At 69.4% G+C, this 22,749-nt stretch carries 25 protein-coding genes; 19 read left to right on the top strand and 6 right to left on the bottom strand.

Features of this window, described 5'->3' with window-relative positions; all coding sequences use genetic code 11:
• The first annotated feature begins 26 nt into the window (after positions 1-26).
• Both AVAK2825_RS05645 and AVAK2825_RS05640 read left to right on the top strand, forming a co-directional pair.
• A complete protein-coding gene (locus AVAK2825_RS05645; RefSeq protein WP_502870487.1) occupies positions 27-374 on the top strand; it encodes an STY0301 family protein in 348 nt (115 codons plus the stop codon).
• 277 nt (positions 375-651) lie between these two features.
• A complete protein-coding gene (locus AVAK2825_RS05640; RefSeq protein WP_284394991.1) occupies positions 652-1,614 on the top strand; it encodes a TRAP transporter substrate-binding protein in 963 nt (320 codons plus the stop codon).
• A gap of 51 nt (positions 1,615-1,665) precedes the next feature.
• Here the strand turns inward: AVAK2825_RS05640 and AVAK2825_RS05635 are convergent, their stop codons facing one another.
• On the bottom strand, positions 1,666-2,076 hold the full coding sequence (locus tag AVAK2825_RS05635; protein ID WP_284394989.1) for a hypothetical protein: 411 nt from the start codon (positions 2,074-2,076) through the stop codon (positions 1,666-1,668).
• Between the two features lie 108 nt (positions 2,077-2,184).
• Here AVAK2825_RS05635 and AVAK2825_RS05630 point away from each other — a divergent pair, with 108 nt between their 5' ends.
• Positions 2,185-3,075, top strand: coding sequence for a LysR substrate-binding domain-containing protein (locus AVAK2825_RS05630; RefSeq protein WP_284394987.1), 891 nt, complete (start codon positions 2,185-2,187; stop codon positions 3,073-3,075).
• 28 nt (positions 3,076-3,103) lie between these two features.
• Here AVAK2825_RS05630 and AVAK2825_RS05625 read toward each other — a convergent pair whose 3' ends face one another.
• Together AVAK2825_RS05625 and AVAK2825_RS05620 are read right to left on the bottom strand one after the other, a co-directional pair.
• On the bottom strand, positions 3,104-3,535 hold the full coding sequence (locus AVAK2825_RS05625; protein ID WP_284394985.1) for a TerB family tellurite resistance protein: 432 nt from the start codon (positions 3,533-3,535) through the stop codon (positions 3,104-3,106).
• 57 nt (positions 3,536-3,592) lie between these two features.
• Positions 3,593-3,769: a hypothetical protein gene (locus AVAK2825_RS05620; RefSeq protein ID WP_284394983.1), complete on the bottom strand. Its 177-nt coding sequence runs from the start codon at positions 3,767-3,769 to the stop codon at positions 3,593-3,595.
• Between the two features lie 229 nt (positions 3,770-3,998).
• Between AVAK2825_RS05620 and AVAK2825_RS05615 the strand changes: the two genes are divergently transcribed.
• Positions 3,999-4,340 (top strand): HPF/RaiA family ribosome-associated protein, encoded by a 342-nt coding sequence (locus AVAK2825_RS05615; RefSeq protein ID WP_284394981.1) that lies wholly within the window; start codon positions 3,999-4,001, stop codon positions 4,338-4,340.
• 173 nt (positions 4,341-4,513) lie between these two features.
• Positions 4,514-5,002: a nuclear transport factor 2 family protein gene (locus AVAK2825_RS05610; RefSeq protein ID WP_272564504.1), complete on the top strand. Its 489-nt coding sequence runs from the start codon at positions 4,514-4,516 to the stop codon at positions 5,000-5,002.
• A 66-nt stretch (positions 5,003-5,068) separates the two neighbouring features.
• On the opposite strand, the gene AVAK2825_RS05605 is transcribed toward AVAK2825_RS05610, so the two are convergent.
• Both AVAK2825_RS05605 and AVAK2825_RS05600 read right to left on the bottom strand, forming a co-directional pair.
• On the bottom strand, positions 5,069-5,563 hold the full coding sequence (locus AVAK2825_RS05605; protein WP_284394976.1) for a T6SS effector amidase Tae4 family protein: 495 nt from the start codon (positions 5,561-5,563) through the stop codon (positions 5,069-5,071).
• Entirely contained in the window at positions 5,560-5,931 is a 372-nt protein-coding gene (locus tag AVAK2825_RS05600) for a Rap1a/Tai family immunity protein (RefSeq protein ID WP_284394974.1), read from the bottom strand. The genes AVAK2825_RS05605 and AVAK2825_RS05600 overlap by 4 nt, the downstream gene beginning before the upstream one ends.
• Before the next feature lie 624 nt (positions 5,932-6,555).
• Here AVAK2825_RS05600 and pbpC point away from each other — a divergent pair.
• The 8 genes from pbpC to AVAK2825_RS05560 all read left to right on the top strand — a co-directional run bounded on the left by pbpC (position 6,556) and on the right by AVAK2825_RS05560 (position 15,761).
• A complete protein-coding gene (gene pbpC / locus AVAK2825_RS05595; protein WP_284395324.1) occupies positions 6,556-8,865 on the top strand; it encodes a penicillin-binding protein 1C in 2,310 nt (769 codons plus the stop codon).
• A 94-nt stretch (positions 8,866-8,959) separates the two neighbouring features.
• Positions 8,960-9,820 (top strand): DMT family transporter, encoded by an 861-nt coding sequence (locus AVAK2825_RS05590; protein ID WP_284394972.1) that lies wholly within the window; start codon positions 8,960-8,962, stop codon positions 9,818-9,820.
• A 189-nt stretch (positions 9,821-10,009) separates the two neighbouring features.
• Entirely contained in the window at positions 10,010-11,170 is a 1,161-nt protein-coding gene (locus AVAK2825_RS05585; protein ID WP_284394970.1) for an alpha-hydroxy acid oxidase, read from the top strand.
• A gap of 255 nt (positions 11,171-11,425) precedes the next feature.
• Positions 11,426-12,259, top strand: a complete 834-nt coding sequence (locus AVAK2825_RS05580; protein ID WP_284394968.1) for a MipA/OmpV family protein — start codon at positions 11,426-11,428, stop codon at positions 12,257-12,259.
• Between the two features lies 1 nt (position 12,260).
• Positions 12,261-12,770: a hypothetical protein gene (locus AVAK2825_RS05575; protein WP_284394966.1), complete on the top strand. Its 510-nt coding sequence runs from the start codon at positions 12,261-12,263 to the stop codon at positions 12,768-12,770.
• A gap of 55 nt (positions 12,771-12,825) precedes the next feature.
• Positions 12,826-13,512, top strand: coding sequence for a response regulator transcription factor (locus tag AVAK2825_RS05570; protein ID WP_284394963.1), 687 nt, complete (start codon positions 12,826-12,828; stop codon positions 13,510-13,512).
• Positions 13,481-14,887 carry a sensor histidine kinase gene (locus tag AVAK2825_RS05565; protein ID WP_284394962.1) on the top strand — a complete coding sequence of 469 codons (1,407 nt, stop codon included), beginning with the start codon at positions 13,481-13,483 and terminating at the stop codon, positions 14,885-14,887. The genes AVAK2825_RS05570 and AVAK2825_RS05565 overlap by 32 nt, the downstream gene beginning before the upstream one ends.
• 139 nt (positions 14,888-15,026) lie before the next feature.
• On the top strand, positions 15,027-15,761 hold the full coding sequence (locus tag AVAK2825_RS05560; protein ID WP_284394960.1) for an MlaA family lipoprotein: 735 nt from the start codon (positions 15,027-15,029) through the stop codon (positions 15,759-15,761).
• Positions 15,762-15,789: 28 nt separating this feature from the next.
• Here the strand turns inward: AVAK2825_RS05560 and AVAK2825_RS05555 are convergent, their stop codons facing one another.
• Positions 15,790-15,966, bottom strand: a complete 177-nt coding sequence (locus AVAK2825_RS05555; protein WP_284394958.1) for a hypothetical protein — start codon at positions 15,964-15,966, stop codon at positions 15,790-15,792.
• A gap of 176 nt (positions 15,967-16,142) precedes the next feature.
• On the opposite strand from AVAK2825_RS05555, the gene AVAK2825_RS05550 reads away from it, so the two are divergent.
• The 6 genes from AVAK2825_RS05550 (at position 16,143) to AVAK2825_RS05525 (ending at position 22,692) form a co-directional block, all read left to right on the top strand.
• Positions 16,143-16,718: an RNA polymerase sigma factor gene (locus AVAK2825_RS05550; protein WP_284394953.1), complete on the top strand. Its 576-nt coding sequence runs from the start codon at positions 16,143-16,145 to the stop codon at positions 16,716-16,718.
• Positions 16,719-16,727: 9 nt separating this feature from the next.
• Positions 16,728-17,546, top strand: coding sequence for an anti-sigma factor (locus tag AVAK2825_RS05545; RefSeq protein WP_284394951.1), 819 nt, complete (start codon positions 16,728-16,730; stop codon positions 17,544-17,546).
• 107 nt (positions 17,547-17,653) lie between these two features.
• Positions 17,654-18,604, top strand: coding sequence for a DUF3034 family protein (locus AVAK2825_RS05540; protein ID WP_284394949.1), 951 nt, complete (start codon positions 17,654-17,656; stop codon positions 18,602-18,604).
• Between the two features lie 30 nt (positions 18,605-18,634).
• Positions 18,635-19,177, top strand: coding sequence for a group I truncated hemoglobin (locus AVAK2825_RS05535; RefSeq protein WP_284394948.1), 543 nt, complete (start codon positions 18,635-18,637; stop codon positions 19,175-19,177).
• 259 nt (positions 19,178-19,436) lie between these two features.
• Positions 19,437-21,389: a methyl-accepting chemotaxis protein gene (locus tag AVAK2825_RS05530; protein ID WP_284394947.1), complete on the top strand. Its 1,953-nt coding sequence runs from the start codon at positions 19,437-19,439 to the stop codon at positions 21,387-21,389.
• Between the two features lie 70 nt (positions 21,390-21,459).
• Entirely contained in the window at positions 21,460-22,692 is a 1,233-nt protein-coding gene (locus AVAK2825_RS05525; RefSeq protein WP_284394945.1) for a DNA polymerase Y family protein, read from the top strand.
• Positions 22,693-22,749 lie beyond the last annotated feature (57 nt).

The raw sequence follows: 22,749 nt of genomic DNA, 5'->3' as shown, positions 1-22,749 counted from the left end.
GCGGTGCGCGCTGCACACGATTGCCCATGCCATGGGCCCGGCCGATCCTGGGTGTGCTGCTGTTCGCCGCAGCCAACGGCGGCATGCCGACCTCGCAGGCCGCCGGGGTCTGTCCAGCGCAACCCGGCCAGCCCTTGCGGCAGGTCGATGTGTTCGACGGCCCGGTCGAAGACCTGGCAACCCTGGTGCCCGACGTCGCCAAGGAGCGCGCGGGGCACTGGCAGCTCGGGTACGTGTATGCGGCGGGGCGCACCGTCAACGTGCGCTGCCATTACGCCGATGCGCGCACGGTGGATGTTGAATTGACCCAGAAAGTGGAACGCTGCGACTACCGCATCGACGCCCGCAAGATGCTCGATCTGCGCTGCAAGTAAGCCGTTCCATGAAGCCGTTCGAGAAGCCGGCGCGGCAGCGGTAAGCGCCCGGGCTATCACATCCCGCTCCGCTCGCCAACTGCTCCTTTCGAGCGGCTGTGGTTTGCCCGTCGCACCTCCCGTGAGAAGCGCTTGCTACGGCTGAGTCCCCCTCGGAGAATGCGCAGGCCATGTCGGCGCGCCCCCAGCGAAATGCGCTGCCAGGGCACGATGCCGTGCTGGCGGACAGGCATTTTTCGAACACTTGGGGGACACGATGCGCAAGATGAATTTTCCGATGCTTGCATCGGCGGCGGTGATGGCCATGGCGGCGTCGGTACCCGCGGGGGCCCAGACGCCGCTGCGGGCCTGGAACACCCACCCCGACGGCTACCCGGTCACCGAGGCGATGAAGAGCTTCATCAGTGAGGTGGAAGCCTCCACCCAGGGCCGCTACACCATCAAGCTGTTTTCCGATGCGGTGCTGGGCGACCAGGGCAAGGCGGTCACGATGATGAAGGCCGGCGAGATCGACCTGGCCGAATTCAACCTGGGCCCGCTGGCCGAGGCCGCACCCGGCCTGCAGGCGTTCAACCTGCCCTTCCTGTTCGGCGATGCCGCCCACATGTTCCGATACCTCGACGGCGCCATGGGCGAGCGCCTGTCCGAGAAGCTCAAGGCCTCCGGCTTCGTGGTCCTGGGCTGGTACAACGGCGGCGCGCGCTCGTTCTACTGCGCCAACAAGCCGATCACCCGGCGCGAAGACCTGGCCGGCCAGCGGGTGCGCGTGCAGCAGTCGGACACCTACATCGAGATGGTGAAACTGCTCGGCGCCACGCCGGTGGTCGTTCCCTACAAGGAAGTGCTCGACAGCTTTCGCAACGGCACCATCGATTGCGCCGAGGGCAACCTGGTCTCCTACGAATCGACCGGCCACTACAAGCTGGCCAAATACATGCTGCTGGACCAGCACACCATCTCTCCCGAGGCCCTGGTGGTGTCCACCAAGCTCTGGAACCGGCTGAGTGCGCAGGACCAGCAGGCCTTTCAAAAAGCGGGCAAGGCCTCTGCCTTGCTGATGCGCAACCTATGGGAAAAGCGCGTGGTCTCGGCCCGTGCCAATGTGGCCAAGGAAGGCGTGCAGTTCGTGACTGTGTCCGACTTCTCTCCCTATGTGCGCCGCATGGCGCCGCTGTACAAGAAATACACCGACAACCCTGATGTGCGGGGCGATCTGCTCACCATCATCTCCAATCAGTGAGCACCGCCCGGCCCCGGCGCAGGGCGCGCGGGGGGGCCGGGAGCGGGCCTGTTACTGGACGACCGTGGCGCGCGGCGTGCCGTGCACGGTCCGCCGGCCCTTGAGCAGCGCGATCAGGACGTGGACCCCGAAGGCAACCGCCAGCAAGATCACGGCGCCCAGGCCCCACAAGGCCCAGGCTAGCACGGTCACGGCGCCGGCCAAGGCGGGCACGGTGTCCAGCGCCGCCTGAACCATCGGGCCGGCGGAAGCGATCATGGCCGCGAGCTCTCGGGCCAGCTCGGGCGGTATCCAGCCCCTGATCCAGTCGGGCACCACCATGGCATTCATGGCAGACGTGCCCCCGGCCAGCGCGCCTGCGCTGGACACTGCCCAGACCGCCATGGCATGCATGCCCCAGCAGGCCAGCGACCAAAGGGCGAGAAGCGATAGAGAGAGAAACCAGCTGATGGCATAAAACATGGAGGTTGTCCTTTCGAATGGGCGAGCGCCCAGTATGGCCAAGGCGGCATTCGATGGACACCAGCTTTTATCGAACATAGCATTCGGTTTTTCCGATCCGGAGGCTGCATGTTGAACTACCGCCATCTCTACTATTTCTGGATGGTCGCCAAGGAAGGCGGCTTTGCCCGCGCCGCGGACCGCCTGGAGATGGCGGTGCAGACCATCAGCGCGCAGGTGCGGGATCTGGAGAAGGACCTGGGCCACCAGTTGCTCAAGCCCTCGGGCCGAGGGATGGTGCTGACCGAGGCGGGCCAGGCAGCCTATGCGCGGGCGGAAGAGATCTTCCAGCTGGGGCAGGGCATTCCCGACGAGGTGCGCGAGGCGGCGAGCGCCAAGGTCGCCCGGCTGTCGGTGGGGCTGTCGGACGGTATCTCCAAGCTGGCAGCGCATGCCCTGCTGGAGCCGGTGCTCGCCACACCGCACCTTCGCCTGGTGTGCCACGAGGGCGAGTTCGACGAGCTGCTGTCCGAGCTGGCCCTGCACCAGCTGGACGTGGTGCTGGCCGGGCAGGCCGCGCCGCGCAATCCCACCCAGCGCCTGACCAGCGAGCGGATCGCGCGGTCCACGCTGCAGTGGTATGGGCCGGCCTCGCTGGTCAGGAAACACGCGCGCGACCGGTTCCCCCAGTCGCTGCAGGACCTTCCCGTGCTGTTGCCCACGTCCCATTCGCCGTTGCGGTCCACGCTGGACCATTGGTTCGAGGACATTGGCGTGCGGCCCCAGGTGGTGGGTGAGTTCGAAGACAGCGCGCTGCTCGCGGTCTTCGCGGCCCGCGGGCTCGGGGTGTTCCCCGTGAGCCAACTGGGCGCGCAGGACGTGGGGCTGGTGCGGGGCCTGCGCCTGCTGGGCGATTGCCCTGATATCGGCGAGGAAGTGCACGCCATCTGGTCGCGGCGCGGGCAGCACCATCCGCTGGTGCGCCAGATGGTCGCGGCGGCCCACGCGGCGGCGGCCTAGCCTTCGGCGGGCCCGTGCGCGGCCCTGTTCAAAGGCCGGCCGCGACCGGCGCGGCCTTGGGCGCATCGGATGCCTCGCCCATGCGCCAGTGTTTGAGCGCGGCTTCCATGATCCAGGCCTCGGCGGCCGCCAGGTGGTGGTCCGCGGTCGCCGCCGTGCAGGCGAAGTGCAGCACGCGCTGCTGCAGTTCCGGTTCGGTCACCTCGGCCATCAGGGCGGCCAGCGCGGCTTCGTCGAGGTTTCCGGTCAGCAGGCGGCGCTCGCGCGCCCCCATCAAGAGGTCTTCGCACAGCGCGTGCAGCACCTGGGCGAAGTCGCCGGGCGCCAGGCCGAGTTCGCGTTCGATGTCCAGCCGCTGCAGGGCATCCGTTTCCGAACGGCTGACGTGGCCGTCCGAGATCAGCAGCAGGCCGACGATCCGGGCCGCTGCTTCGGGGCTGTTGGTGGGGTAGCTGCGCATGGGGTGTTCCTTTGTGAAGTGTTGTGGGGGCGAACGGTGCTGGGCGAGCAGGCCGCGTCAGTCGCGGTAGCGGCGGTGGCGCGCCGGCTGTGTAGGGCGTGCGGCGTCGATCCGCACGGGAACGCGCACCGGTGCACGCAACGCGCCGCTGCCGTGCGACACCTGCTGCAGCCACTGCAGGGCCCGGGCGCGCAGGGAGGAGAGCAGGTGGGAGACAAGGGGCAATGGCTTCATGGGGCGATTCATGGGGTTTCCTGGGGTGGTGACAGCCTTGAATGTGCGGCCGGGTGGCCGATGGAAGAAGCAGGTTTTCTGAGATGGCTGCATCGGTTTGACCGAAGCCTTGCGACCGACGGGCTGGCTGCAAGGCAGCAGGTTTTTCAGAGGGTGTCGGCAGAGGAAAACTGCTGTGCCCCTGCAGGCGCGCGGGCTAAGGTGCCTGCTCCAACGAAGGAGAACGCTGATGCAGATTTTTTTCCAGTCCCGCCATCCCGAAGCGACCGCGATGCGCGAAACCGTCGATCGCCGCGTGCGGTTCGTGCTCCGGCGCCTGAGTGCGCAGGTGCCGCGTGCCGATATTCAGCTGGCCGACGTGAACGGCCCCCGGGGCGGGGTGGACAAGCGCTGCCGGATCGAGCTGCGCACCGACGGCGCGAGCCCCGTGGTGGTCTCGTCGGTGGCCAGGGACTGGCGCACTGCGCTCGACGAAGCCCTGGCCCGCGCGGCCCGGCATGTGCTGCGCGTGTGGCGCCGCGCGAACGCGGCCCGCAGGCCGAGCCGGCGCGCGCCTGAGATCGGGCCATGACGGCCTGCCGGCAAGCCTTGGGGCTATACCCCACCGCACGACGTTTGGCCAGGGCACTGAGCAAATTTGAGGATTGAAACATTGCCTCACCACAAAGATCGGCGGGCCCGCGCCGCCGGCGCGGCCGGCAGATATAAATCCGCCGTGTCCATCGATTCTGGAAGGGGAGTTTCATGAAGCAACTATTGGCCCGCTGCGTTCTCGCGGCGGCGATCGTCCTGCCGGTGGCGGCCCACGCCCAGGTGCCGGTGGTGGAGCAGCCGGACCATGAGCAACTGCTCATGAGCCACGACTGGCGGCTGGCGTGGAACAAGCGGCTGGTCTACAACTTCTGGCGCGAGGTGTTCGAGGCGGGCCACATGGACCTGGCGCCCAAGTACATGGCGGAAGACTACATCCAGCACAACCCCACGGTGGCCACGGGCCGCGCGGCCTTCATCGCCTTCTTCTCGCAGTTCGTGCCGCCCACGCCCATCGAGCCGCGCGTGAAGGCGCCTTTGGTGGCGATCACGGCCGAGGGCGACAAGGTCATCCTGAGCTTCGTGCGCGAAATGACGGACCCGCAGGACCCGACCAAGAAATACACGACGACCTGGTTCGACATGTTCCGCATCGAGAACGGCAAGATCGCCGAGCACTGGGACGCGGCCACCAAGAACTGACGCGGTCGCCACGACGGACCCCGAGCGCGGCGCGCGGCCACGCAAAGTGGCCCGCGCTGCGGCCCGTCAGTCCAGCGGCCAGAACCAGATTTCCTTGGAGTCGAAATAGCAGGCCGAGCTGCAGACGGCCGCAGCGTTGGTGGACTCCACCAGATCGATGTGGCCGCCGTTGTAGCTGGCCATCTTCCAGAAGAAGATCACGCCGCGCTTTCCCTGGATCTTTGCCTGCACGTTCTCTGGCGTGAGGATCTGCGGGTAGCCCAGTACGCCCCGCTGCATGAGCTGGTCGGCCAGCAGTTTCGCGCCCGGCTCCACGAACCCGCCTTTGAGCGGGCCCTCCTTGATTTTCAGGCGCCCGGTGATGCCGGTGCCCGACTTCAGCAGCGCCAGGCTCATGCGGACCGCGCAGGTGTTTTCGTAGCCGGCGTTCTGCCGCTTCAGCTGGCCCATGTCGTATCCGATCTCGCGGTACACGCTGTCGCCGTCCATGAATCGGGTCGGCTGCATGCGGTCGGAAGAATAGTGGTGGGACTTGAGGTTCTCGAAGATGGGCTTGGTCAACGCGGGCTCCGGCAAGGGAATTGCTTGGACAGGATGGCGACCAGGGTTTTGGAGGCGCGCTGCTGCAGGGCCGGGCCTTCGACCTTCTTCAGCTCGGTGAACAGGCGCTCGTCGATGGTGATGGTCTTGAGCGTGGGGTAGCCGCACCACGCACGCCCCTCGGTGGCGTCGAGCACGCCCGTGAGGTAGAGCTCGGCCTGCTGCCGCACCTGCGGAGTCTGGCTGACGTAGGCCTGCCGGAAATCGTCCGTCGTGATCTGCGTGTTGTTGATCATCGCGTTCTGCGTGGTGGGCAGCGGGGCCGACAGGCGCGGCGGCATGGCTTGGGCGAACGCGGCGCTGCCGGCCAGGCCGGCGGCGGTTGCCATGGCAGCGGCCAGGAAGCGGGGTGCGGTAAAGCAAGGCAAAGCAGTGGCCTTTCAATGGGGTGGTGCGCAGGTGCGGGGCGTGTGCCGCACGGTTCAGAAGGGCGCATGGAGGGCCCGCCAGCGCAGCGCGGGCTGCGGCCCGGGGCACGGCGAACATGAAAGCGGGAGGTCCCCTGGGGCATGGCACCAAGGCCCGCCGGAGAGGACCCGCCAGCTGGCTCCGTGACCAATGCCGGAGCGAAGTGGCGTTGCGCCAAAGGTTACACGAGGGTGCGGCGCGATGCGCGAAAGTCCCCAGGGTCCGTTCGGGTCCTGCGCGGCGCGGGGCGGCTTCTGCGCGAGAATCGGAAGGGCCCGCCCTGCGTCTGCGATCCGGGGCGCGGCCATCGCCCGGTGCAACGCCGGGTGGGACGGCGTCACGGGAGGAGGCGACAATCCCCGGTCGCCGCCGGCCTGCGGGCCGGCCTTCACTCTCTTTTTCTCCGACCCATCCTCCTTCTTCCCATGCCCATGGATTTTCTCGCGGTCGTGCGCAGCATCGCCACCTGGCGTCGCAATGGGCGGGGCCGCCACGAGGTCTGCGCCGGTATCGGAACCGCCACCGTCCGCCATGGCGCAGTGGCCGTGGGGCGGGCGCTGCTCGCGCTGGGTCTGGCCGGCATCGCCGCCCCGGCTGCGTGGGCCTTGCCCACCTTCAACGAGGTGCGTGCGGACTATCGCCCCTCCGACACGCTGGTGCTCTCGCGCGAGGGCGAGGTGCTGCAGCGCCTGCGCACCGATGCCACCGTGCGGCGCGGCCAATGGGTGCCCCTGGCCGAGGTCTCGCCCGCGCTGCGCACGGCGCTGGTGCTCAGCGAGGACAAGCGCTTTTACGAGCACAGCGGCGTGGATTGGCGCGCGGTGTCGGCCGCCGCCTGGGGCAACCTGTGGAACCAGCGCACGCGCGGCGCGAGCACGCTCACCATGCAATTGGCCGGCCTGCTCGACGGCGACTGGCGCCAGGGCGCGGGCGGGCGCAGCGTGGTGCAAAAGCTGGGGCAGACCGTGGCCGCCCAGGTGCTGGAGCGGCGCTGGCGCAAGGACCAGGTGCTGGAGGCTTACCTCAACCTGGTGCCGTTTCGCGGCGAGATCGTGGGCATCGACGCGCTCTCGCGCACGCTGTTCGGCAAGGCCGCGCACGGGTTGGACGAGCGCGAGGCCGCCGTGGCCGCCGCGCTGGTGCGCGCCCCCAATGCCCGGCCCGCCCTGGTCGCGCAGCGCGCCTGCGGGGTGCTGCGCGAGATGCAAAAGCCGGTGGTGCCGTCCTGCGATGCGCTGGACCTGTTCACCACCGCCGCGCTGCAGCGCCGGGCCTTCGACGGCGCCGATGGCGTAGCCCCGCACTTCGCGCGCTACCTGCTGCGCCAGCCCGTGGCGGCGCAAGCGGTGCCTTCGGACACCCCGGCCGCGGACGCCGAGCCAGCGCGCCGCGAGCGCGTCACCTCCACCCTGAGCGCGCCGCTGCAGCGCTTTGCGGTGCAGACGCTGCACCAGCACCTGCGCGAGCTGCGGGGCCGCAACGTGGAGGACGGCGCCGTCGTGGTGCTGGACAACGCCACGGGCGAGGTGCTGGCGTGGGTGGGGTCGTCCGGCGCTTTGAGCCAGGCCGGCGAGGTGGACGGCGTGCTGGCCCCGCGCCAGCCGGGCTCCACGCTCAAGCCGTTCCTGTATGCGCAGGCGTTCGCCGAGCAGCGTCTGACGGCGGCGTCCCTCATCGAGGATTCGAGCGCGCACATCCCGACGGCCAGCGGGCTCTACATTCCGCAGAACTACGACCGCCAGTTCAAGGGCTGGGTGTCCGCGCGCACGGCGCTGGCGGCGTCGCTCAACGTGCCGGCGGTGCGCACGCTGGTCATGGTGTCCCCCGATGCCTTCTTTCGCCAGCTGCGCGCGCTGGGGCTGCCGCTGCGCGAGAGCGGCGACTATTTCGGCTACAGCCTGGCCCTGGGCAGCGCCGAGGTGCCGCTGCTGCACCTGGCCAATGCCTACCGGGCGCTGGCCAACGGCGGGCCCTACGGGCCGGTGGCCGTGACGCCCGTGCAGCAGGGCGCCGGTGCACCGCGCGCGGCCACGCCAGCGGCGCCGGCGATGGACCCGCGCGCGGCCTTTCTGGTGGGCGACATCCTGTCGGACGGCAATGCCCGCGCACGCACCTTCGGCACCGACAGCGTGCTGGCCACCCGTTTCTGGACCGCCGTGAAGACCGGCACCAGCAAGGACATGCGCGACAACTGGGCGCTGGGCTGGTCGCGCCGCTACACGGTGGGCGTGTGGGTGGGCAACGCGAGCGGCGCGCCCATGCACGACGTGAGCGGCACCAGCGGCGCCGCGCCCGTGTGGGCCGAGATCATGGGCTGGCTGCACCGCGCCGGCGCGGGCGTGCGCAGCCGCCCGCCCGCGCCGCCCGAGGGGCTGGTGCAGGCGGCCGTGCGCTTCGGCCCCGAGCCCGGCGGCGCGCGCCTGATCGAAAGCGCGCGGCAGGAGTGGTTCATCGCCGGCACGCAGCAGCCCCTTTTTGCTATCGATAACGTAGCAGAACAGCCAATGAAAGCCCTGGCGTCCGGCCCAAATCGCCCCAACCCGGCCTCCAGCGCACCCGAAGACGGCCTGCAGGCGCCGTCGCCGCGCATCCTCTCGCCCGCGCCCGGCACCATCGTGGCGCTGGACCCGGACATTCCGCCCGACCGTCAGCGGCTGCAGTTCGCGGCGACCTCGGCGCAGCCCCAGGCGCACGCCGGCCTGCGCTGGCGCATCGACGGCCGGGTGCAGGGCCGGGGCGCGCAGTGGGCGTGGCTCCCGTGGCCCGGGCGGCACCGCGTGGAGCTGCTGGACGGCGGCGGGCAGGTGCTGGACACGATCAGCCTCGAAGTGCGGGGCGCAGGACTCAAGAAATGAAACCATGCTTTGCGTTCGGCGCCTGTGCGCAGCTCCCCGACGGCCGGTGCGCGCGGCGCCGCCGGGCGCCGGCCGTGGCGTGCGGGAGGGCGGCATGACCGCCATCGCGCCGCTGCTCTTCGTCGTCATCTGGTCCACGGGCTTCCTGGTGGGGCGGGGCGTGTCGGCGCACGCCGATCCGTTCTGGTTTCTGGCCGTGCGCTTCATCGGCGTGGCCGTGCTCTTCGGCGCGGCGGCCCTGTGGGCGCGCGTGCCTTGGCCGCGCGGGAAGCGCCGCATCGCGCTGCATCTGGTGGCCGGGGCGCTCATGAGCGGCCTGTACGTGGGGCCGAGCTGGTGGGCCATGGCGCAGGGCCTGCCCTCGGGCGTGATGGCGCTGATCGGTGCGCTGCAGCCGCTGTTCACCGCGCTCATCGCGGTCACCTTGCTGGGTGGGCGCCTGCGGGCCGCCACCTGGGCGGGCCTCGCGCTGGGCTTCAGCGGCGTGGCGATGGTGCTGTGGCCGCGGCTGGCGGTCAGTGCCGGGGCGGCCGGGCTGACGCTGCCGGTGCTGCTGGCGGCGGCCGGGAGCATCCTGGCGCTCACGGTGGGATCGATGGTGCAGAAGTCGCCGCTGGCCGCTGGCGACCTGCGCAGTGCCAGCGCGGTGCAGAACGTGGGGGCCGTCACGGTGCTGGTGTTCATGGCGCTGGTCTTCGGCGAGCCGCGCTGGGACGGCTCGCCGCTGCTGTGGGGCTACCTGGCCTATGCCGTGCTGGTGCTGTCCATCGGCGGCGCAACGCTGCTGATCTGGCTCATGCGCCACGGCGAGGCCACGCGCACCGCGGCGCTGGTGCTGGCTGTGCCGCCGCTGTCGGCGCTGCAGGCCTGGTGGATCTTCGGCGAGACGCTCACCGGCCTGCAGATCGTGGGCTTCGTCGTCGCCATCCTGGGCGTGGCGCTGGCGCGCCGGTAGGCCACCCGGCGGGGCAGGGGCCGGGCAGGGCCCGCGCGTCCGGCCCGTCAAAAAATCTCAGGGGCCGGGGAAAAGTCTTCAGCACCCATGCGGCGGGGCCGCCGCTACGATGCCCGTGCGCTGCGCTATCCCTTCGCCGTGGAGGGGCGTGGCCTCCCCATCCCATAAAAACACCCAGGAGCGTTTCCCTTGGCCGACCTGTCCAAAATCACCTGCATCGAAGACCTGCGCGTCGTCGCCAAGCGCCGCGTGCCGCGCATGTTCTACGACTACGCAGACTCGGGCTCCTACACTGAGAGCACCTACCGCGCCAACAGCGAAGACTTCCAGCGCATCAAGCTGCGCCAGCGCGTGGCGGTCAACATGGAAGGCCGCACCACGCGCACGCGGATGGTCGGGCAGGAGACGGCCATGCCCGTGGCGATCGCGCCCACGGGGCTCACGGGCATGCAGCATGCCGACGGCGAGATCCTGGGCGCGCGCGCGGCCAAGGCGTTCGGCGTGCCGTTCACGCTGTCCACCATGAGCATCTGCTCGCTGGAGGACGTCTCCACGCACGCCGGGCCGGGATTCTGGTTCCAGGTGTACGTGATGCGCGACCGCGATTTCATCGAGCGCCTGATCGACCGCGCCAAGGCGGCGGGCGTGTCGGCGCTGCAGCTCACGCTGGACCTGCAGATCCTCGGCCAGCGGCACAAGGACATCAAGAACGGCCTGTCCACGCCGCCCAAGCCCACGGTGGCCAACCTGCTCAACCTGGCGACCAAGCCGCGCTGGTGCCTGGGCATGCTGGGCACGCAACGGCGCAGCTTCGGCAACATCGTGGGCCATGCCAAAGGCGTGGGCGATCTGTCGTCGCTGTCGTCGTGGACGGCCGAGCAGTTCGATCCGCAGCTCAACTGGCGCGACGTGGAGTGGATCAAGAAGCGCTGGGGCGGCAAGCTGATCCTCAAAGGGATCATGGACGCCGAGGACGCCCGCCTGGCCGTGGCCAGCGGCGCCGATGCGCTGATCGTCAGCAACCACGGCGGCCGCCAGCTCGACGGCGCGCCCTCGTCGATCTACGCGCTGCCGGCCATCGTCGAGGCGGTGGGCCAGGAGATCGAGGTGTGGATGGACGGCGGCATCCGCGGCGGGCAGGACGTGCTGAAAGCCTGGGCGCTGGGCGCGCGCGGCACGCTCATCGGGCGCAGCTTTCTGTACGGCCTGGGCGCTTTCGGCGAGGCCGGGGTGACCCGCGCGCTGCAGATCATCCAGAAGGAACTGGACGTGACCATGGCCTTTTGCGGCCACACGGACATCCACCGCGTGGACCGCTCGATCCTGCTGCCGGGCACCTATCCGGTGTGAGGCGCGGCGGGCCGCTGCCCGCCGGTAGGGCTCGCCAGGGCCGTTTGGAGCAAAAAACGGCTCCAGTGCATGTTTTACTAGGGCGTATTGCTATAAAAAATATAGCTGTATGCCCCCTTGCGCCGGCGGGCGCTCGCCGGCCTCTCTGGTTTTGTGCCGGCACACCGGCTTTTTCGCGGCGGGCAGGGCGCCCAGTAAGTCGCCGGTAATGCGGGGGCGCCGAACATCGGTTTTCCAGCAACCCTGTTCCCGCCCATGACCCTCTCTCTCACGCCCCTCAAGAAATGCCCGCGCGCCTGCCTGGGCGCCGCCACCGCCACCCTGTGCCTCCTGGCCGCGACGCAAGCCGCCGCGCAGGAGCGGCGCACCGACGCCGCATCCGCCGCCGGTGCGCCGGATGCTGCGTCCAGCTGGGGCATCGGCATCGGTGCCTCGGCCGTGCGGCGCCCCTACGCGGGGGCGGAGAGCAAGAACATCGCCGTGCCGCTGCTGTTCTACGAGAGCCGCTGGTTTCGCGTCAGCGGCGCTACGGCCGACGTCAAGCTGCTGCAAAAGGAGTTCGGCCCGCAGAGCAGCATCGGCCTGACGGGGCGCATCAAGTACGAGGATGGCGGTTACGAGGCCGGCGATTCGCCCCGGCTCGCCGGCATGGCCGACCGCGATGGCAGTGTGTGGGGCGGCGCGGCCGTCACCTGGAACACCGGCTTCGCCCGCGTTTCGGGCGAGTGGCTGTCCGACCTGTCCAGCAAAAGCAAGGGCCAGAAACTGCAGCTGCAGGTGGACCGGCGGTTCGGCTTCGGCAGCTTCGGGCTGACGCCCCGGGTGCAGGCGCAGTGGCTCGACGAAAAGTACGTGGACTACTACTTCGGCGTGCGGCCCAACGAGGCGCAGCCCGGCCGCGCGCAGTACACCGGCAAGGCAGCCACCACGATGGAGCTGGGGCTGCGGCTGGACTACGCGATCCGGCCTCGGCAGATGGTGTTCCTCGACGTCAGCGCGACGAGCCTGCCCGACGAGATCAAGAACAGCCCCATCGTGGGGCGCTCGAGCATGTCGCGCGCCACCGTCGGCTACATCCACCGGTTCTGAGATGCGTGGCGCTGCGCGCATTTTCGGCGGGCCCGTGCCGGGCGGGCCGGCCTTCGGGCCGGGCAGCGGCCTGCCCTGGTGGCGATCCCCTGGCCGGGCGTGCGCGCGGCGGGGCCGGCGCGGCGGGCCGAAGGGCTTTTCCGAGGAGGTCTTCGACGACTACGTGGCAGACTTTCGCCGCTTCCTGGACGACGCCCTGGCCGCCGAGCCCTGCGGCCCGGCACGGCATCTGCGGGCCTACCTGCGCGCCATGGGGGCGAGCCTGGCGGCCCTGCGGAGCCACCAGCGCCGGGCGGTGGCTGCCGTGCTCGGCGATCCGCAGTATCCGGCGATCTGGTCGGATTTCGTCGAGGAGATGTGCGCCACGGATTCGGTGGACCTCGCCACGCACAGGGTGTGCCGGTATGCCATCGAAGGCCTGCGGCTCGACCTCGTGCAGGGGCGGGTGTCCGGCGATGGCAGCAGCATCGGCCCCCTGGTGGACCGGCTGCTGTCGCTGACGGCCCGCTGATTTTCGGGGCCTGCGCCGCGCGCAGGCCGCCAGGTATTTTTGGATGGACCCGAGGATGAACCGCATCGCACTGGTAGAAGACCACGAACGGCTGGCCGATCTCATCCGCCAGGCCATGGCGGGGGCCGGCATTGCCGTGGATGCCTTTTCCGACATCGAATCGGCCTGGCTCGCACTGCGCGACATTCCCTACGGCGCCTTGGTGATCGACCGGGGGTTGCCGGACGGCGACGGCCTGCAACTGGTGCGGCGGCTGCGCGCGGGGGACCAGACCGTGCCCTGCCTGATGCTGACGGCCAGGGACGCGCTGCACGACCGGGTCGACGGCCTCGAATCCGGCGCGGACGACTACCTGACCAAGCCGTTTCCCATGGAGGAGCTGATCGCCAGGGTGCGGGCGCTGCTGCGGCGGCCCTCCCACCTGAAGGCGCTGGACCCGGTGTACGGCGACCTGCGCCTGGATGCGGGCCGGGGGTGCCTGGTGTGCGGCGGGGAAACCGTTGCGCTGCCGCTCACCGAGGTGCAGATCATGCTGTGCCTGCTGCGCAAGACCGGCCAGGTGGTGCGCCGCTCGGAGCTGGAGGCCGCCGCCTGGGGCATCGCCGAGGCCGTCACGCCGAACGCGCTGGACGTGGCGCTGCACCGGCTGCGGCGCAAGCTCGTTGCGGTGGGATCGAGCGTTCAGATCGCCAACATCAGGACCCATGGATATGCCGTCCGCGAAAAGCCACTGGCCCCGTAGCTTTCGCGGGCGCCTGCTGCTGCTGTACGTGGCCGGCATGCTGCTGAGCGGCGGGCTGGTCATGGCCGTCGTCATGGTGCTGCTCGAACCGCTGGAGCGGTACATGCTGCAGCACAGCGTGATCGAGCGGGCGGAGTCGATCGCCAGGATCATCCGCTTCGACGGCGCGGGACTGCCCGTGGGCCTGGACCGGTCCCGCATCGACGAATGGCCCTTCGCCAGCCTGAGCGAAGAGGTGGTGCTGCGCATCGTCGATCCGCACGGCGCGGTGTTCTACACCACCGACGGGAAAAGATTCCCGCTGGCGCCCGAGGGCCTGGGGTTCGATCCACAGCGCAAGGGCTTCGCGCTGCAGCGCGACGGCGTGGCGATGCATGCTGCCACGGTGCCCCTGCAGCGGCCCGACCGGACGTGGTATGTGCAGTTCGCCATCAGCGACCGAATCGTTCTGCTGCTGCAGCACAGCATCGGGTTGCCGGCGCTGCGCAAGGGCATCGTGGCCACCTGCCTCACGTTCCTCGTGATTTTCGTGATCGCCATGCACCTGACGCTGCGCCGGGTGCTCGAGCCGCTGCGCATCGCATCGCTGCAGGCACAGCGCATCACGCCGCAGTCCCTGGGCGACCGGCTGGCGCTGGGCGATCTGCCCAGCGAACTGGTGCCGCTGGTCGATGCCTTCAACCGGGCGCTGGACCGCGTGCAGCTGGGGTTTCAGACGCAGCAGGAGTTCCTGGCGAATGCCGCGCATGAATTGAAGACCCCGCTGTCGCTGATCCGTGCGCAGGTGGAACTGGGCGGCCACAGCGGTGGCAAGGCCGGTGGCAGCGGGCACAGCCGCTACCTGCTCCAGGACATCGACCGCATGGCGCGCCAGGTGCAGCAGCTGCTCCACCTGGCCGAGGCCAGCGAGCAGCGCAACTACCGGATCGAGCGGTGCGACCCGCGCTCCGCGATCCTGGAGGCCAGCGATTTCATGGACCGTGTGGCCGAGCGCAGCCAGGTGCAGATCGCGCTGTTTTTCGACGAGGGCGTGGGACTCTGGGACGCCGACCGGGGCGCGCTCTTCACACTGCTCAAGAACCTGCTGGAGAACGCCATCCAGCACAGCCCGCCGCATCGCGTGGTGCGGCTACAGGTGCATGGCCGGGGGTTCGTGGTGTCCGACGAAGGGCCGGGGGTGGCGCCGGAGCACCTGGGCAAGCTCTGCGAGCGCTTTTGGCGGGGTGCGTCCCGGCGCGACGAAGGGGCCGGGCTGGGCCTGTCGATCTGCCAGGAGATCGCCGCCGCCCATGGCTGGACCATCGAAGCGCGCAATGGCGCGGTGGGGCTGGAAGTGCGCGTGACGCACGCATCGGCGCCCGGCCCCGGCCAGTAAGGATTCAGCAATGCGGGCGCGGTGACGATGGCGGCCCATGGGATGCGATGCACTCCATGCCTCAAGTCTCCATCACCCACTGTCACCGGAGGTACGAATGCCCTCTCGCCTGCATCTCTCAGCACCCTGGAATCGCCGCATGCCGAATGCCCGGTATGCCGTCTGCGCCTTGGCGGTCCTCAGTACCGGATGCGCCTCCCTGGCGCAGCCGGATCCGCTGGAGCCCGTCAACCGCAAGATCTTTTCCTTTAACGAAGGCGTGGACCAGGTCGTCCTGCAGCCGGCTGCCAAGGCCTACAAAACCGTGGTTCCCGACGTGGCGCAGAAAGGCTTGAACAACTTCTTTTCCAATTGGCAGAACCCGTGGTCGTCGGTCAACCTGATGCTGCAGGGGAGGGTGGGCGAGGGCATGACGACCCTCGCGCGCTTCGGCACGAACACCACGGTGGGCGTCCTCGGCCTGGTGGACGTGGCCAGCGGCTGGGGCATGCCCCATCGCAAGGAAGACTTCGGCCTGACCCTGGACACCTGGGGCGTGGGCACGGGGCCGTATCTGGTGATGCCGCTCTTCGGCCCGTCCAATGCAAGGGACGTGTTCGCATCGCAGGTCGATGGCCTGGGCAACCCGAAGAACCAGATCTCCAGCGTCTCTGTGAAGAACAGCCTGACCGCCGTCCAGGTGGTCAGCCAGCGCGCCAACTATCTGGGGGCCAGCGAATGGGTGGACCAAGTGGCCCTGGACAAGTATCTGCTGATGCGCGACGCCCATCTGAAAAAGCGCAACCGCGCCGCCCAGGCGAAAGAAGCCGTCGCCCAGGTGGCCATGGAAGAGGCCGGCGACGTCAGCGAGGGCGGGCCTGCGGCCCGCCGCTAGCGAGCCGGCCCCGGCGGGCGCCGGGCGATCAGCCGGTCACCGCCTGCACGACCGCGCCCGCGGCCGGCAGTTCGTGCGCCACCGCGCTCTTGCCGGCGTAGAACGCGCCGGCCGCCAGCAGCAGCGCGCCGGCAGCGAGGGTGGCGCGGCGCTTCATGGAACGCAGGTCGCCGAAGGGAAGGGCCTTGGATCGGTTGTCTCGCATGCTGTCTCCTGGTGGGTCGGGAAAGAGGACTGCGCGCCGCAGGTGTCCTTCATACGCCGGCCGTGGCCGATCGGATTCAGAGTCCTTGTCCGAAAGAGGGCTTTGTATCCGCCAACCCACACCCACCGTATCCCGCTGCATGGCTGAGACCGCACTTTTTCTCACACAATGCGTGCATGAGCACCTCCCTCACGGACACCCAACTGATGGCCCTCATTGACCAGGTCGCGGGACGCGACGATGCCGCCCTCAAGCGCTTGTACGACCACACGTCGTCGCGCCTGTTCGGCGTGGCCCTGCGCGTGCTGCGCAACCGCGAGTGGGCCGAGGACGTGCTGCAGGAGGCCTACCTCACCATCTGGCGCGTGGCCGGCAGCTACCGCGAAACCCTGAGCCCGCCGATGGCGTGGATGGGCCTGATCGTGCGCAGCCGGGCACTGGACTTTCTGCGCCGGCGCACGGCCGACCGGGCGCAGCTCACCCAGGAGTTCGATGACGAACTGGCGCAGACACTGCAGGCAGACCAGCCCTCGCCGGTGGACATCGCGCAGGCCAGCGAGCAGGCGACCGCGCTGCACCAATGCCTGGGCCGCCTGGAGCACCGCCATCGCGAAGTGGTCAGCCTGGCGTACCTGCGCGACCTGAGCCACGGCGAGCTGGCCGAGCAGCTGAAGCTGCCGCTGGGCACGGTCAAGACGTGGATCCGCCGGGGGCTGGGCCAGTTGCGCGACTGCCTGTCGCGCTACGCGTGAGGTGCTGCCATGAATCTTTCGCAATCCCCTGAACTGCTGGACCGCCTGGCGGCCGCCTATGCGCTGGGCACGCTGCGCGGCGGTGCGCGGCGCCGCTTCGAGACCCTGGCGCGCGAGCATGCCGGCGTGCGGGCGGCGGCGCTGGTGTGGCAATCGCGCTGGTCCGGCCTGACCGAGCTGCAGGCCGAGCAGGCCCCGCCGCCCGAAGTGTGGCTGCGCATCCACAACCTGGTCCAGGCCGAAAAGGAACGCGAGGCCATGCGCGCGGCGCGGCAGGGGGCCGTCCCGGCGCGGGCCGAGGGCGACGGCCACCGTGCGGGCCCTGGCGGATGGCTGCGCAGCGTGCGCCTGTGGCGCGGGGCTGCGGCGCTGGGCGCGCTGGCCACGGTGGCCGCCGTGGTCGTCGGGCTGCAGACGCACCAGCGGCTCCAGCAGGACAGCAGGGCGCAGATCGCGCAGTTGCGCCAGCAGCTGGCGGCCACGCCGCAGGTGCGCTACGTGGCGGTGCTGGCCGATGCGAAAGCCGCGCCGTCCATGCTTGTCACGTTCGATGCCCAGAAGAACGCGCTGGTGCTGCAGCGCGTGGGCGGTTTCCAGGAAGGCAGCGACCATTCGCTGCAGCTGTGGGCGCTGCCGCCCGGCGCAGGCCCTCGCTCGCTCGGCGTGCTGGGGCCGCAGGCGCTGCTCACGCTGGCCACGCCGGAGAGCGCGGTGAAGAACGTGCCCACGCTGGCCATCAGCCTGGAGCCGCAGGGCGGCGTGCCGGGCGACAAGGGCCCGACCGGGCCGGTGCTGTTCACGGGCGCGCTGATCGAACGCATGCTGTAGCGAAACGGCCTCATATTCTGCTTTGCGGAATGGGGGTTTCGTCGGGCGTCGATTTAGGTAACACTCTGCTACAGCGCAGGTTGGCGCTCCTTTGCGGACGGACCCCCATGCACCCCATTCACTGGATCTCCACGGTGGCATGCACCACCGGACTTTGCACGCTGTTGGTCGCCGCCAGCACGGCACGGGCTGAAACCGGCAAGCTGCTGCTGACGGGCGGCGTGAGCAGCATCTCCGGCTCGGCCGGCGGCGGGCTCACCCCCTGGGCGGTGGTGGGCTCGAATGCCACCGAGGGCGAGATCGGCATGAGCGCCTTCACCACCCGCACCCGCACGCGCGATTACGGCCTCACGAGCTACGGCGCGGCGATGGGCTGGAACGAGCGGGTGGAGGTGTCAGTGGCGAAGCAGGACTTCGATGCCGCCCCCGCCGTCGCGCTGAACGGCATCGCGGCATTCGGCGTCGAGCCCGATCTGCACCTCAAGATGGACATCATCGGGGTCAAGGTCCGCCTGCTCGGCGATGCGGTGCTGGAAGCCGACAGCGCCATGCCGCAGGTGGCGGTGGGCGTGGAGCACAAGCGGCTGCACCCCGCTTCGGCCAGCAGGGTCATCGAGTTCCTGGGGGCCGACACGAGCGGCACCGATGTCTACGTGACCGCCACCAAGCTGCTGCTGGACCGCAACCTGGTGCTGAGCGCCACGCTGCGCTCCACCAACGCCAACCAGAACGGCCTGCTGGGCTTCGGCGGCTCGGCCCCGGGACGCAGCCGCCGCAGCCTGCAGCCCGAATTCTCCGTGGCCTACCTGCTGCGCCGTGACCTGGCGATCGGCGCCGAATACCGCTTCAAGCCCAACAACCTGCAGGCGATCGGCGCCTCGGCGGGACTGGGCGCCGCGCTGCGCGAGGACGACTGGCGCGATTTGTTCATCGCCTGGGCGCCCAACAAGCACATGTCGATCACCCTGGCCTACGTCAACCTGGGCCTCATCGTGCCGGGCGTGACGGGCTACCGCCGGCAAAACGGCTTGTACCTGTCGGTGCAGGCCGCGTACTGAGCCGCTGGCCGAAAGACGAGAGGAGGCCCCATGCCCATCCCTGCCACCCCCCGATTCGCGGTGCCGCCATGCCGCGTGCCGCGCGCCGCCGCCCTGGCGCTCGCGCTGGCCGCAGCCCTCGCCACGGCCGTGCCCGCTGCGGCGCAGCAACCTGCCGCTGTTGCCACGCCACCCGGGGCCGCTGCGTCCGCTGCGGTGCCGGCCACTGCCGCGCCCGAAGGCCTTTACGACGCGCTGGGCGGCAAGCCCGGCATCGCCCGCATCATGAGTGGCCTGGTGGACCGGGCATTCAAGGATGAGCGCATCGGCCCCCTGTTCAAGGAGACCAAGCCCCAGGCGCTCAAGGACAGTCTGACGGACCAGATCTGCGTGCTCTCCGGCGGCCCGTGCCGCTACGAAGGGGCCGACATGAAGTCGGCGCATGCCGATTTGCCCATCCGAAAGCGCGACTTCAACGTCCTGGTGGAGCTGCTTCAGGATGCCATGGACGAACAGGGCATTGCGTTCACCCAGCAAAGCCGGCTGCTGGCGCTGCTGGCCCCCATGCACCGGGACATCATCACCGTGCGCTGACTGGCACCAAGGCGGTGCGCTCGTCGCAATGCACCGATCTGGTGAAAAGTCAAATTTTTTGGTATCTTTGTGTATCTGTACGCCTAATGCGTCAGCTGTCGGCGTGCGTCCGACTGAATCAATAAAATGATGGAATCGCTAAATTTAGCTGGCAATCGGCGAAATAAGGCGTTCTCCTACGGCCCGGTGTTGGATGTTTCTATCAAATCCGTGTTGTTTTAATTTTTACAACTGGTGACGCTGTTGCCAGTGATGACCTATGACCCACTGGATCAACAACCTCCGGATTTCGCGCAAGTTCTTGCTCATCGGCGCATTGGCGTTCTTCATGTTCGCCATTCCCACCACCCTTTTGGTGCATCTCAACTGGGACACCCTGCGCACGGTGGAGCGTGAAAACCTGGGCATCGCCCCCGCCAAGGAACTGCTCAAGCTGGTGCAGCTCACGCAGCAGCACCGCGGTTTGTCGGCGGCCTTCCTGGGCGGCGATGCCTCCTTGAACACGCCGCGCCAGGCCAAGCAGTCCGAGGTCGAAGCCGCGATCGTGCGGGCCCAGGCGGCCGCTACCGGACTGCAGGACCGGGAGCTGTCCGCCAAGCTGGACGCGTTGTCGGGCGATTGGCGCACCCTGGTCGCGGGCGTGGGGGCCAAGTCCATCACGGGTGCCCAAAGCAATGCCCGCCATGCCGCGCTGGTGGCGAGCGAACTGGGGCTGATCGACGATGTGGCCAACAGCTCGGGCATCTCCCTGGATTCGGAGCCCGCCAGCTATTTTCTTCAGCGGGCTGCTCTGGCCCATCTGCCGCACCTGACCGAATCCCTGGGCCAGATGCGGGCGCGCGGGGCCTTGGTGCTCGCACGCGGCGACGCATCGCCCGAAGAGCGCGCGCGCATCGAAACCCTGGCCGACCGGGCCCGCCAGCATTACGGTGATGCCCGCAAGACGCTCGAGCTGGCCTCGGGCGGCAAACTGCCGCCGCAAGTGGAAGCCGCACGCAAGGCCGCGCTGGCGGCGGCGGAAGAGGGCTTCAAGCTCGCGGACGACAACATCGTGCAGGCGGCCACCTTGTCGATGCCTTCCACGCAGTGGGTGGCGCAGATGACCCGCATCATCGACACCCAGTTCGCGCTCGTGGCGGTGTCGTTCGACGTGCTGAGCGACACGCTGGGCACCCGGATCCAGACGCTGCGCCGCGACATGCTGCTGATGGTGACTGCCGTGGCCCTGCTGGCCGCGCTGGCGGCCTGGGTGATGTGGATCGTCACCCGCGCCACGACGCGCTCGGTGGCCGTGGCCGTGCAACTGGCCGAAGCCGTGGCGCAGGGCGACCTGAGCACCAGCGTGCGCACCGAAGGCCGCGACGAGATCGCGCGCCTGCTGCAGGCCCTGGCCACCATGAACGACCGGCTGAGCGCGGTGGTGGATTCGGTGCGTGGCAATGCCGAAAGCGTGGCCAACGCCAGCGTGCAGATCGCGCAGGGCAATGCCGATCTGAGCCAGCGCACCGAAGAGCAGGCCAGCTCGCTGGAAGAAACCGCCGCGTCGATGGAAGAGCTGGGCTCGACCGTGCAGCACAACGCCGACAGCGCGCAGCAGGCCAACCAGCTGGCGCGCAGCGCCTCCGGCGTGGCGGTGCGCGGCGGCGAGGTCGTGAGCCAGGTGGTTCAGACCATGAAGGGTATCAACGACAGCTCGCGCCGCATTGCCGACATCATCAGCGTGATCGACTCCATCGCCTTCCAGACCAACATCCTGGCGCTGAACGCCGCGGTGGAAGCCGCCCGCGCCGGCGAGCAGGGCCGGGGCTTCGCCGTGGTGGCCAGCGAAGTGCGCAGCCTGGCTGGACGCTCGGCCGACGCCGCCAAGGAGATCAAGGCCCTCATCACCGACAGCGTGGAGCGCGTCGAGCGCGGCACCGCCCTGGTGGACGAGGCCGGCACCACGATGAGCGAGATCGTGTCGTCGATCCAGCGCGTGAGCGACATCGTGAGCGAGATCAGCGCCGCCACCGCCGAGCAGAGCTCGGGCGTGTCCCAGGTCGGCGAGGCCGTGAGCCAGATGGACCAGGTCACGCAGCAGAATGCGGCGCTGGTGGAGGAAAGCGCCGCCGCGGCCGAAAGCCTCAAGGCACAGGCGCAGCAACTGGTGGACACGGTGGCCGTGTTCCGCCTGGCCGGCCACGGCCAGCCGGGCGCGCTGCGCGTGCGCTGATCGCCCATCGCGCAGGTGCTTGCGGGGGCATCCCGCCGGGCCCGCGCAGCTGGTGGGGAGCGCGTGGACAATGGTGGACGTGACCGCCCCCGAAGAGCCCGCCGCACCCCTGCCACGCCGTATCGCCCACCTGGACATGGACGCGTTCTATGCCTCGGTGGAGTTGCTGCGCTACCCGCAGCTCAAAGGGTTGCCCGCCGTCATCGGTGGTGGCCGGCGGGCGCAGGACGAGTCCCTGGTGGCCGAGTACGCCGGCCGCGAGGCGGAGATTCCCGTCGCGGCCTTCCCGCTGCTCAAGGACTATGTGGGGCGGGGCGTCATCACCACCGCCACCTACCCCGCGCGGCAGTTCGGCGTGGGGTCGGCCATGGGGCTCATGAAGGCCGCGCGCCTGTGTCCCCAGGCCATCCTGCTGCCGGTGGACTTTCCCTCGTACCGGCGCTTTTCGCGGATGTTCAAGGAAGTGATCGTGTCCATCGCGCCCGTCATGGAAGACCGCGGGGTGGACGAGGTGTACATCGACTTCACGCACGTGCCGGGCGGCCAGCGCGACGGCGGCCGGTCGCTCGCGCGGCTCATCCAGAAAAGCATCCTCGACGCCACCGGCCTGACCTGCTCGATCGGCGTGGCGCCCAACAAGCTCCTGGCCAAGATGGCCAGCGAGTTCAACAAGCCCAACGGCATTTCCATCGTGCACGAGGGCGACCTGGAAACCCGGGTATGGCCGCTGGCCTGCCGCAAGATCAACGGCATCGGCCCCAAGGCCGACGCCAAGCTGCAGTCCCATGGCATCCACACGGTGGGCGAGCTGGCCGCGCGCCCGCGCGACTGGCTGGTGCGCCACTTCGGCAAGGCCAGCGGCGCCTGGCTGCACGAGGCCGCCTGGGGCCGCGACGACCGCCCCGTGGTCACCGAAAGCGAGCCCGTCTCCATGAGCCGCGAAACCACCTTCGACCGCGACCTGCACGCCGTGCGCGACCGCGCCGAGCTGGGCCGCATCTTCACCGACCTGTGCGAGCGCGTGGCCGGCGACCTGCAGCGCAAGGGCTACGTGGGCAAGACCATCGGCATCAAGCTGCGCTACGACGACTTCAAGATCGCCACGCGCGACCTCACCATCGACCACCCCACGCAGGACGCCGCCACCATCCGCCGGGCGGCCGGGCAGTGCCTCAAGCGCGTGCCGCTGGACAAGCGGCTGCGGCTGCTGGGCGTGCGCGTGGGCAACCTGCTGACCGAACAGGCCGCGCGCGATGCGCCGGTGGCCCGCCAGGGGCCGATGACGCCGGGGCTGTTCGACTGAGTGAGCCAGGCTTGCGGGCATCCGGACGGGCAGGGGCCTTCGCGCAGGGCCTCCCGG

Source organism: Acidovorax sp. SUPP2825 (assembly GCF_030158995.1).
In the GTDB taxonomy this organism is placed as follows: Bacteria; Pseudomonadota; Gammaproteobacteria; order Burkholderiales; family Burkholderiaceae_C; genus Paracidovorax.
The sequence above is the reverse complement of the archived record's forward strand: the minus strand, read 5'-3'. Positions and strand labels throughout refer to the sequence as shown.

Excerpts from the sequence above, each read along its gene's own strand:
- AVAK2825_RS05580 (WP_284394968.1), top strand. The coding sequence starts at position 11,426 with ATGACCCTCTCTCTCACGCCCCTCAAGAAATGCCCGCGCGCCTGCCTG.
- AVAK2825_RS05530 (WP_284394947.1), top strand. The coding sequence starts at position 19,437 with ATGACCCACTGGATCAACAACCTCCGGATTTCGCGCAAGTTCTTGCTC.
- AVAK2825_RS05525 (WP_284394945.1), top strand. The coding sequence starts at position 21,460 with ATGGTGGACGTGACCGCCCCCGAAGAGCCCGCCGCACCCCTGCCACGC.
- AVAK2825_RS05625 (WP_284394985.1), bottom strand. The coding sequence starts at position 3,535 with ATGCGCAGCTACCCCACCAACAGCCCCGAAGCAGCGGCCCGGATCGTC.
- AVAK2825_RS05535 (WP_284394948.1), top strand. The coding sequence starts at position 18,635 with ATGCCCATCCCTGCCACCCCCCGATTCGCGGTGCCGCCATGCCGCGTG.
- AVAK2825_RS05620 (WP_284394983.1), bottom strand. The coding sequence starts at position 3,769 with ATGAAGCCATTGCCCCTTGTCTCCCACCTGCTCTCCTCCCTGCGCGCC.
- AVAK2825_RS05640 (WP_284394991.1), top strand. The coding sequence starts at position 652 with ATGCTTGCATCGGCGGCGGTGATGGCCATGGCGGCGTCGGTACCCGCG.
- AVAK2825_RS05590 (WP_284394972.1), top strand. The coding sequence starts at position 8,960 with ATGACCGCCATCGCGCCGCTGCTCTTCGTCGTCATCTGGTCCACGGGC.
- AVAK2825_RS05545 (WP_284394951.1), top strand. The coding sequence starts at position 16,728 with ATGAATCTTTCGCAATCCCCTGAACTGCTGGACCGCCTGGCGGCCGCC.
- AVAK2825_RS05615 (WP_284394981.1), top strand. The coding sequence starts at position 3,999 with ATGCAGATTTTTTTCCAGTCCCGCCATCCCGAAGCGACCGCGATGCGC.
- AVAK2825_RS05645 (WP_502870487.1), top strand. The coding sequence starts at position 27 with ATGCCATGGGCCCGGCCGATCCTGGGTGTGCTGCTGTTCGCCGCAGCC.
- AVAK2825_RS05560 (WP_284394960.1), top strand. The coding sequence starts at position 15,027 with ATGCCGAATGCCCGGTATGCCGTCTGCGCCTTGGCGGTCCTCAGTACC.
- AVAK2825_RS05570 (WP_284394963.1), top strand. The coding sequence starts at position 12,826 with ATGAACCGCATCGCACTGGTAGAAGACCACGAACGGCTGGCCGATCTC.
- AVAK2825_RS05610 (WP_272564504.1), top strand. The coding sequence starts at position 4,514 with ATGAAGCAACTATTGGCCCGCTGCGTTCTCGCGGCGGCGATCGTCCTG.
- AVAK2825_RS05630 (WP_284394987.1), top strand. The coding sequence starts at position 2,185 with ATGTTGAACTACCGCCATCTCTACTATTTCTGGATGGTCGCCAAGGAA.
- AVAK2825_RS05565 (WP_284394962.1), top strand. The coding sequence starts at position 13,481 with ATGCCGTCCGCGAAAAGCCACTGGCCCCGTAGCTTTCGCGGGCGCCTG.
- AVAK2825_RS05540 (WP_284394949.1), top strand. The coding sequence starts at position 17,654 with ATGCACCCCATTCACTGGATCTCCACGGTGGCATGCACCACCGGACTT.
- AVAK2825_RS05555 (WP_284394958.1), bottom strand. The coding sequence starts at position 15,966 with ATGCGAGACAACCGATCCAAGGCCCTTCCCTTCGGCGACCTGCGTTCC.
- AVAK2825_RS05575 (WP_284394966.1), top strand. The coding sequence starts at position 12,261 with ATGCGTGGCGCTGCGCGCATTTTCGGCGGGCCCGTGCCGGGCGGGCCG.
- AVAK2825_RS05600 (WP_284394974.1), bottom strand. The coding sequence starts at position 5,931 with ATGGCAACCGCCGCCGGCCTGGCCGGCAGCGCCGCGTTCGCCCAAGCC.
- AVAK2825_RS05550 (WP_284394953.1), top strand. The coding sequence starts at position 16,143 with ATGAGCACCTCCCTCACGGACACCCAACTGATGGCCCTCATTGACCAG.
- AVAK2825_RS05635 (WP_284394989.1), bottom strand. The coding sequence starts at position 2,076 with ATGTTTTATGCCATCAGCTGGTTTCTCTCTCTATCGCTTCTCGCCCTT.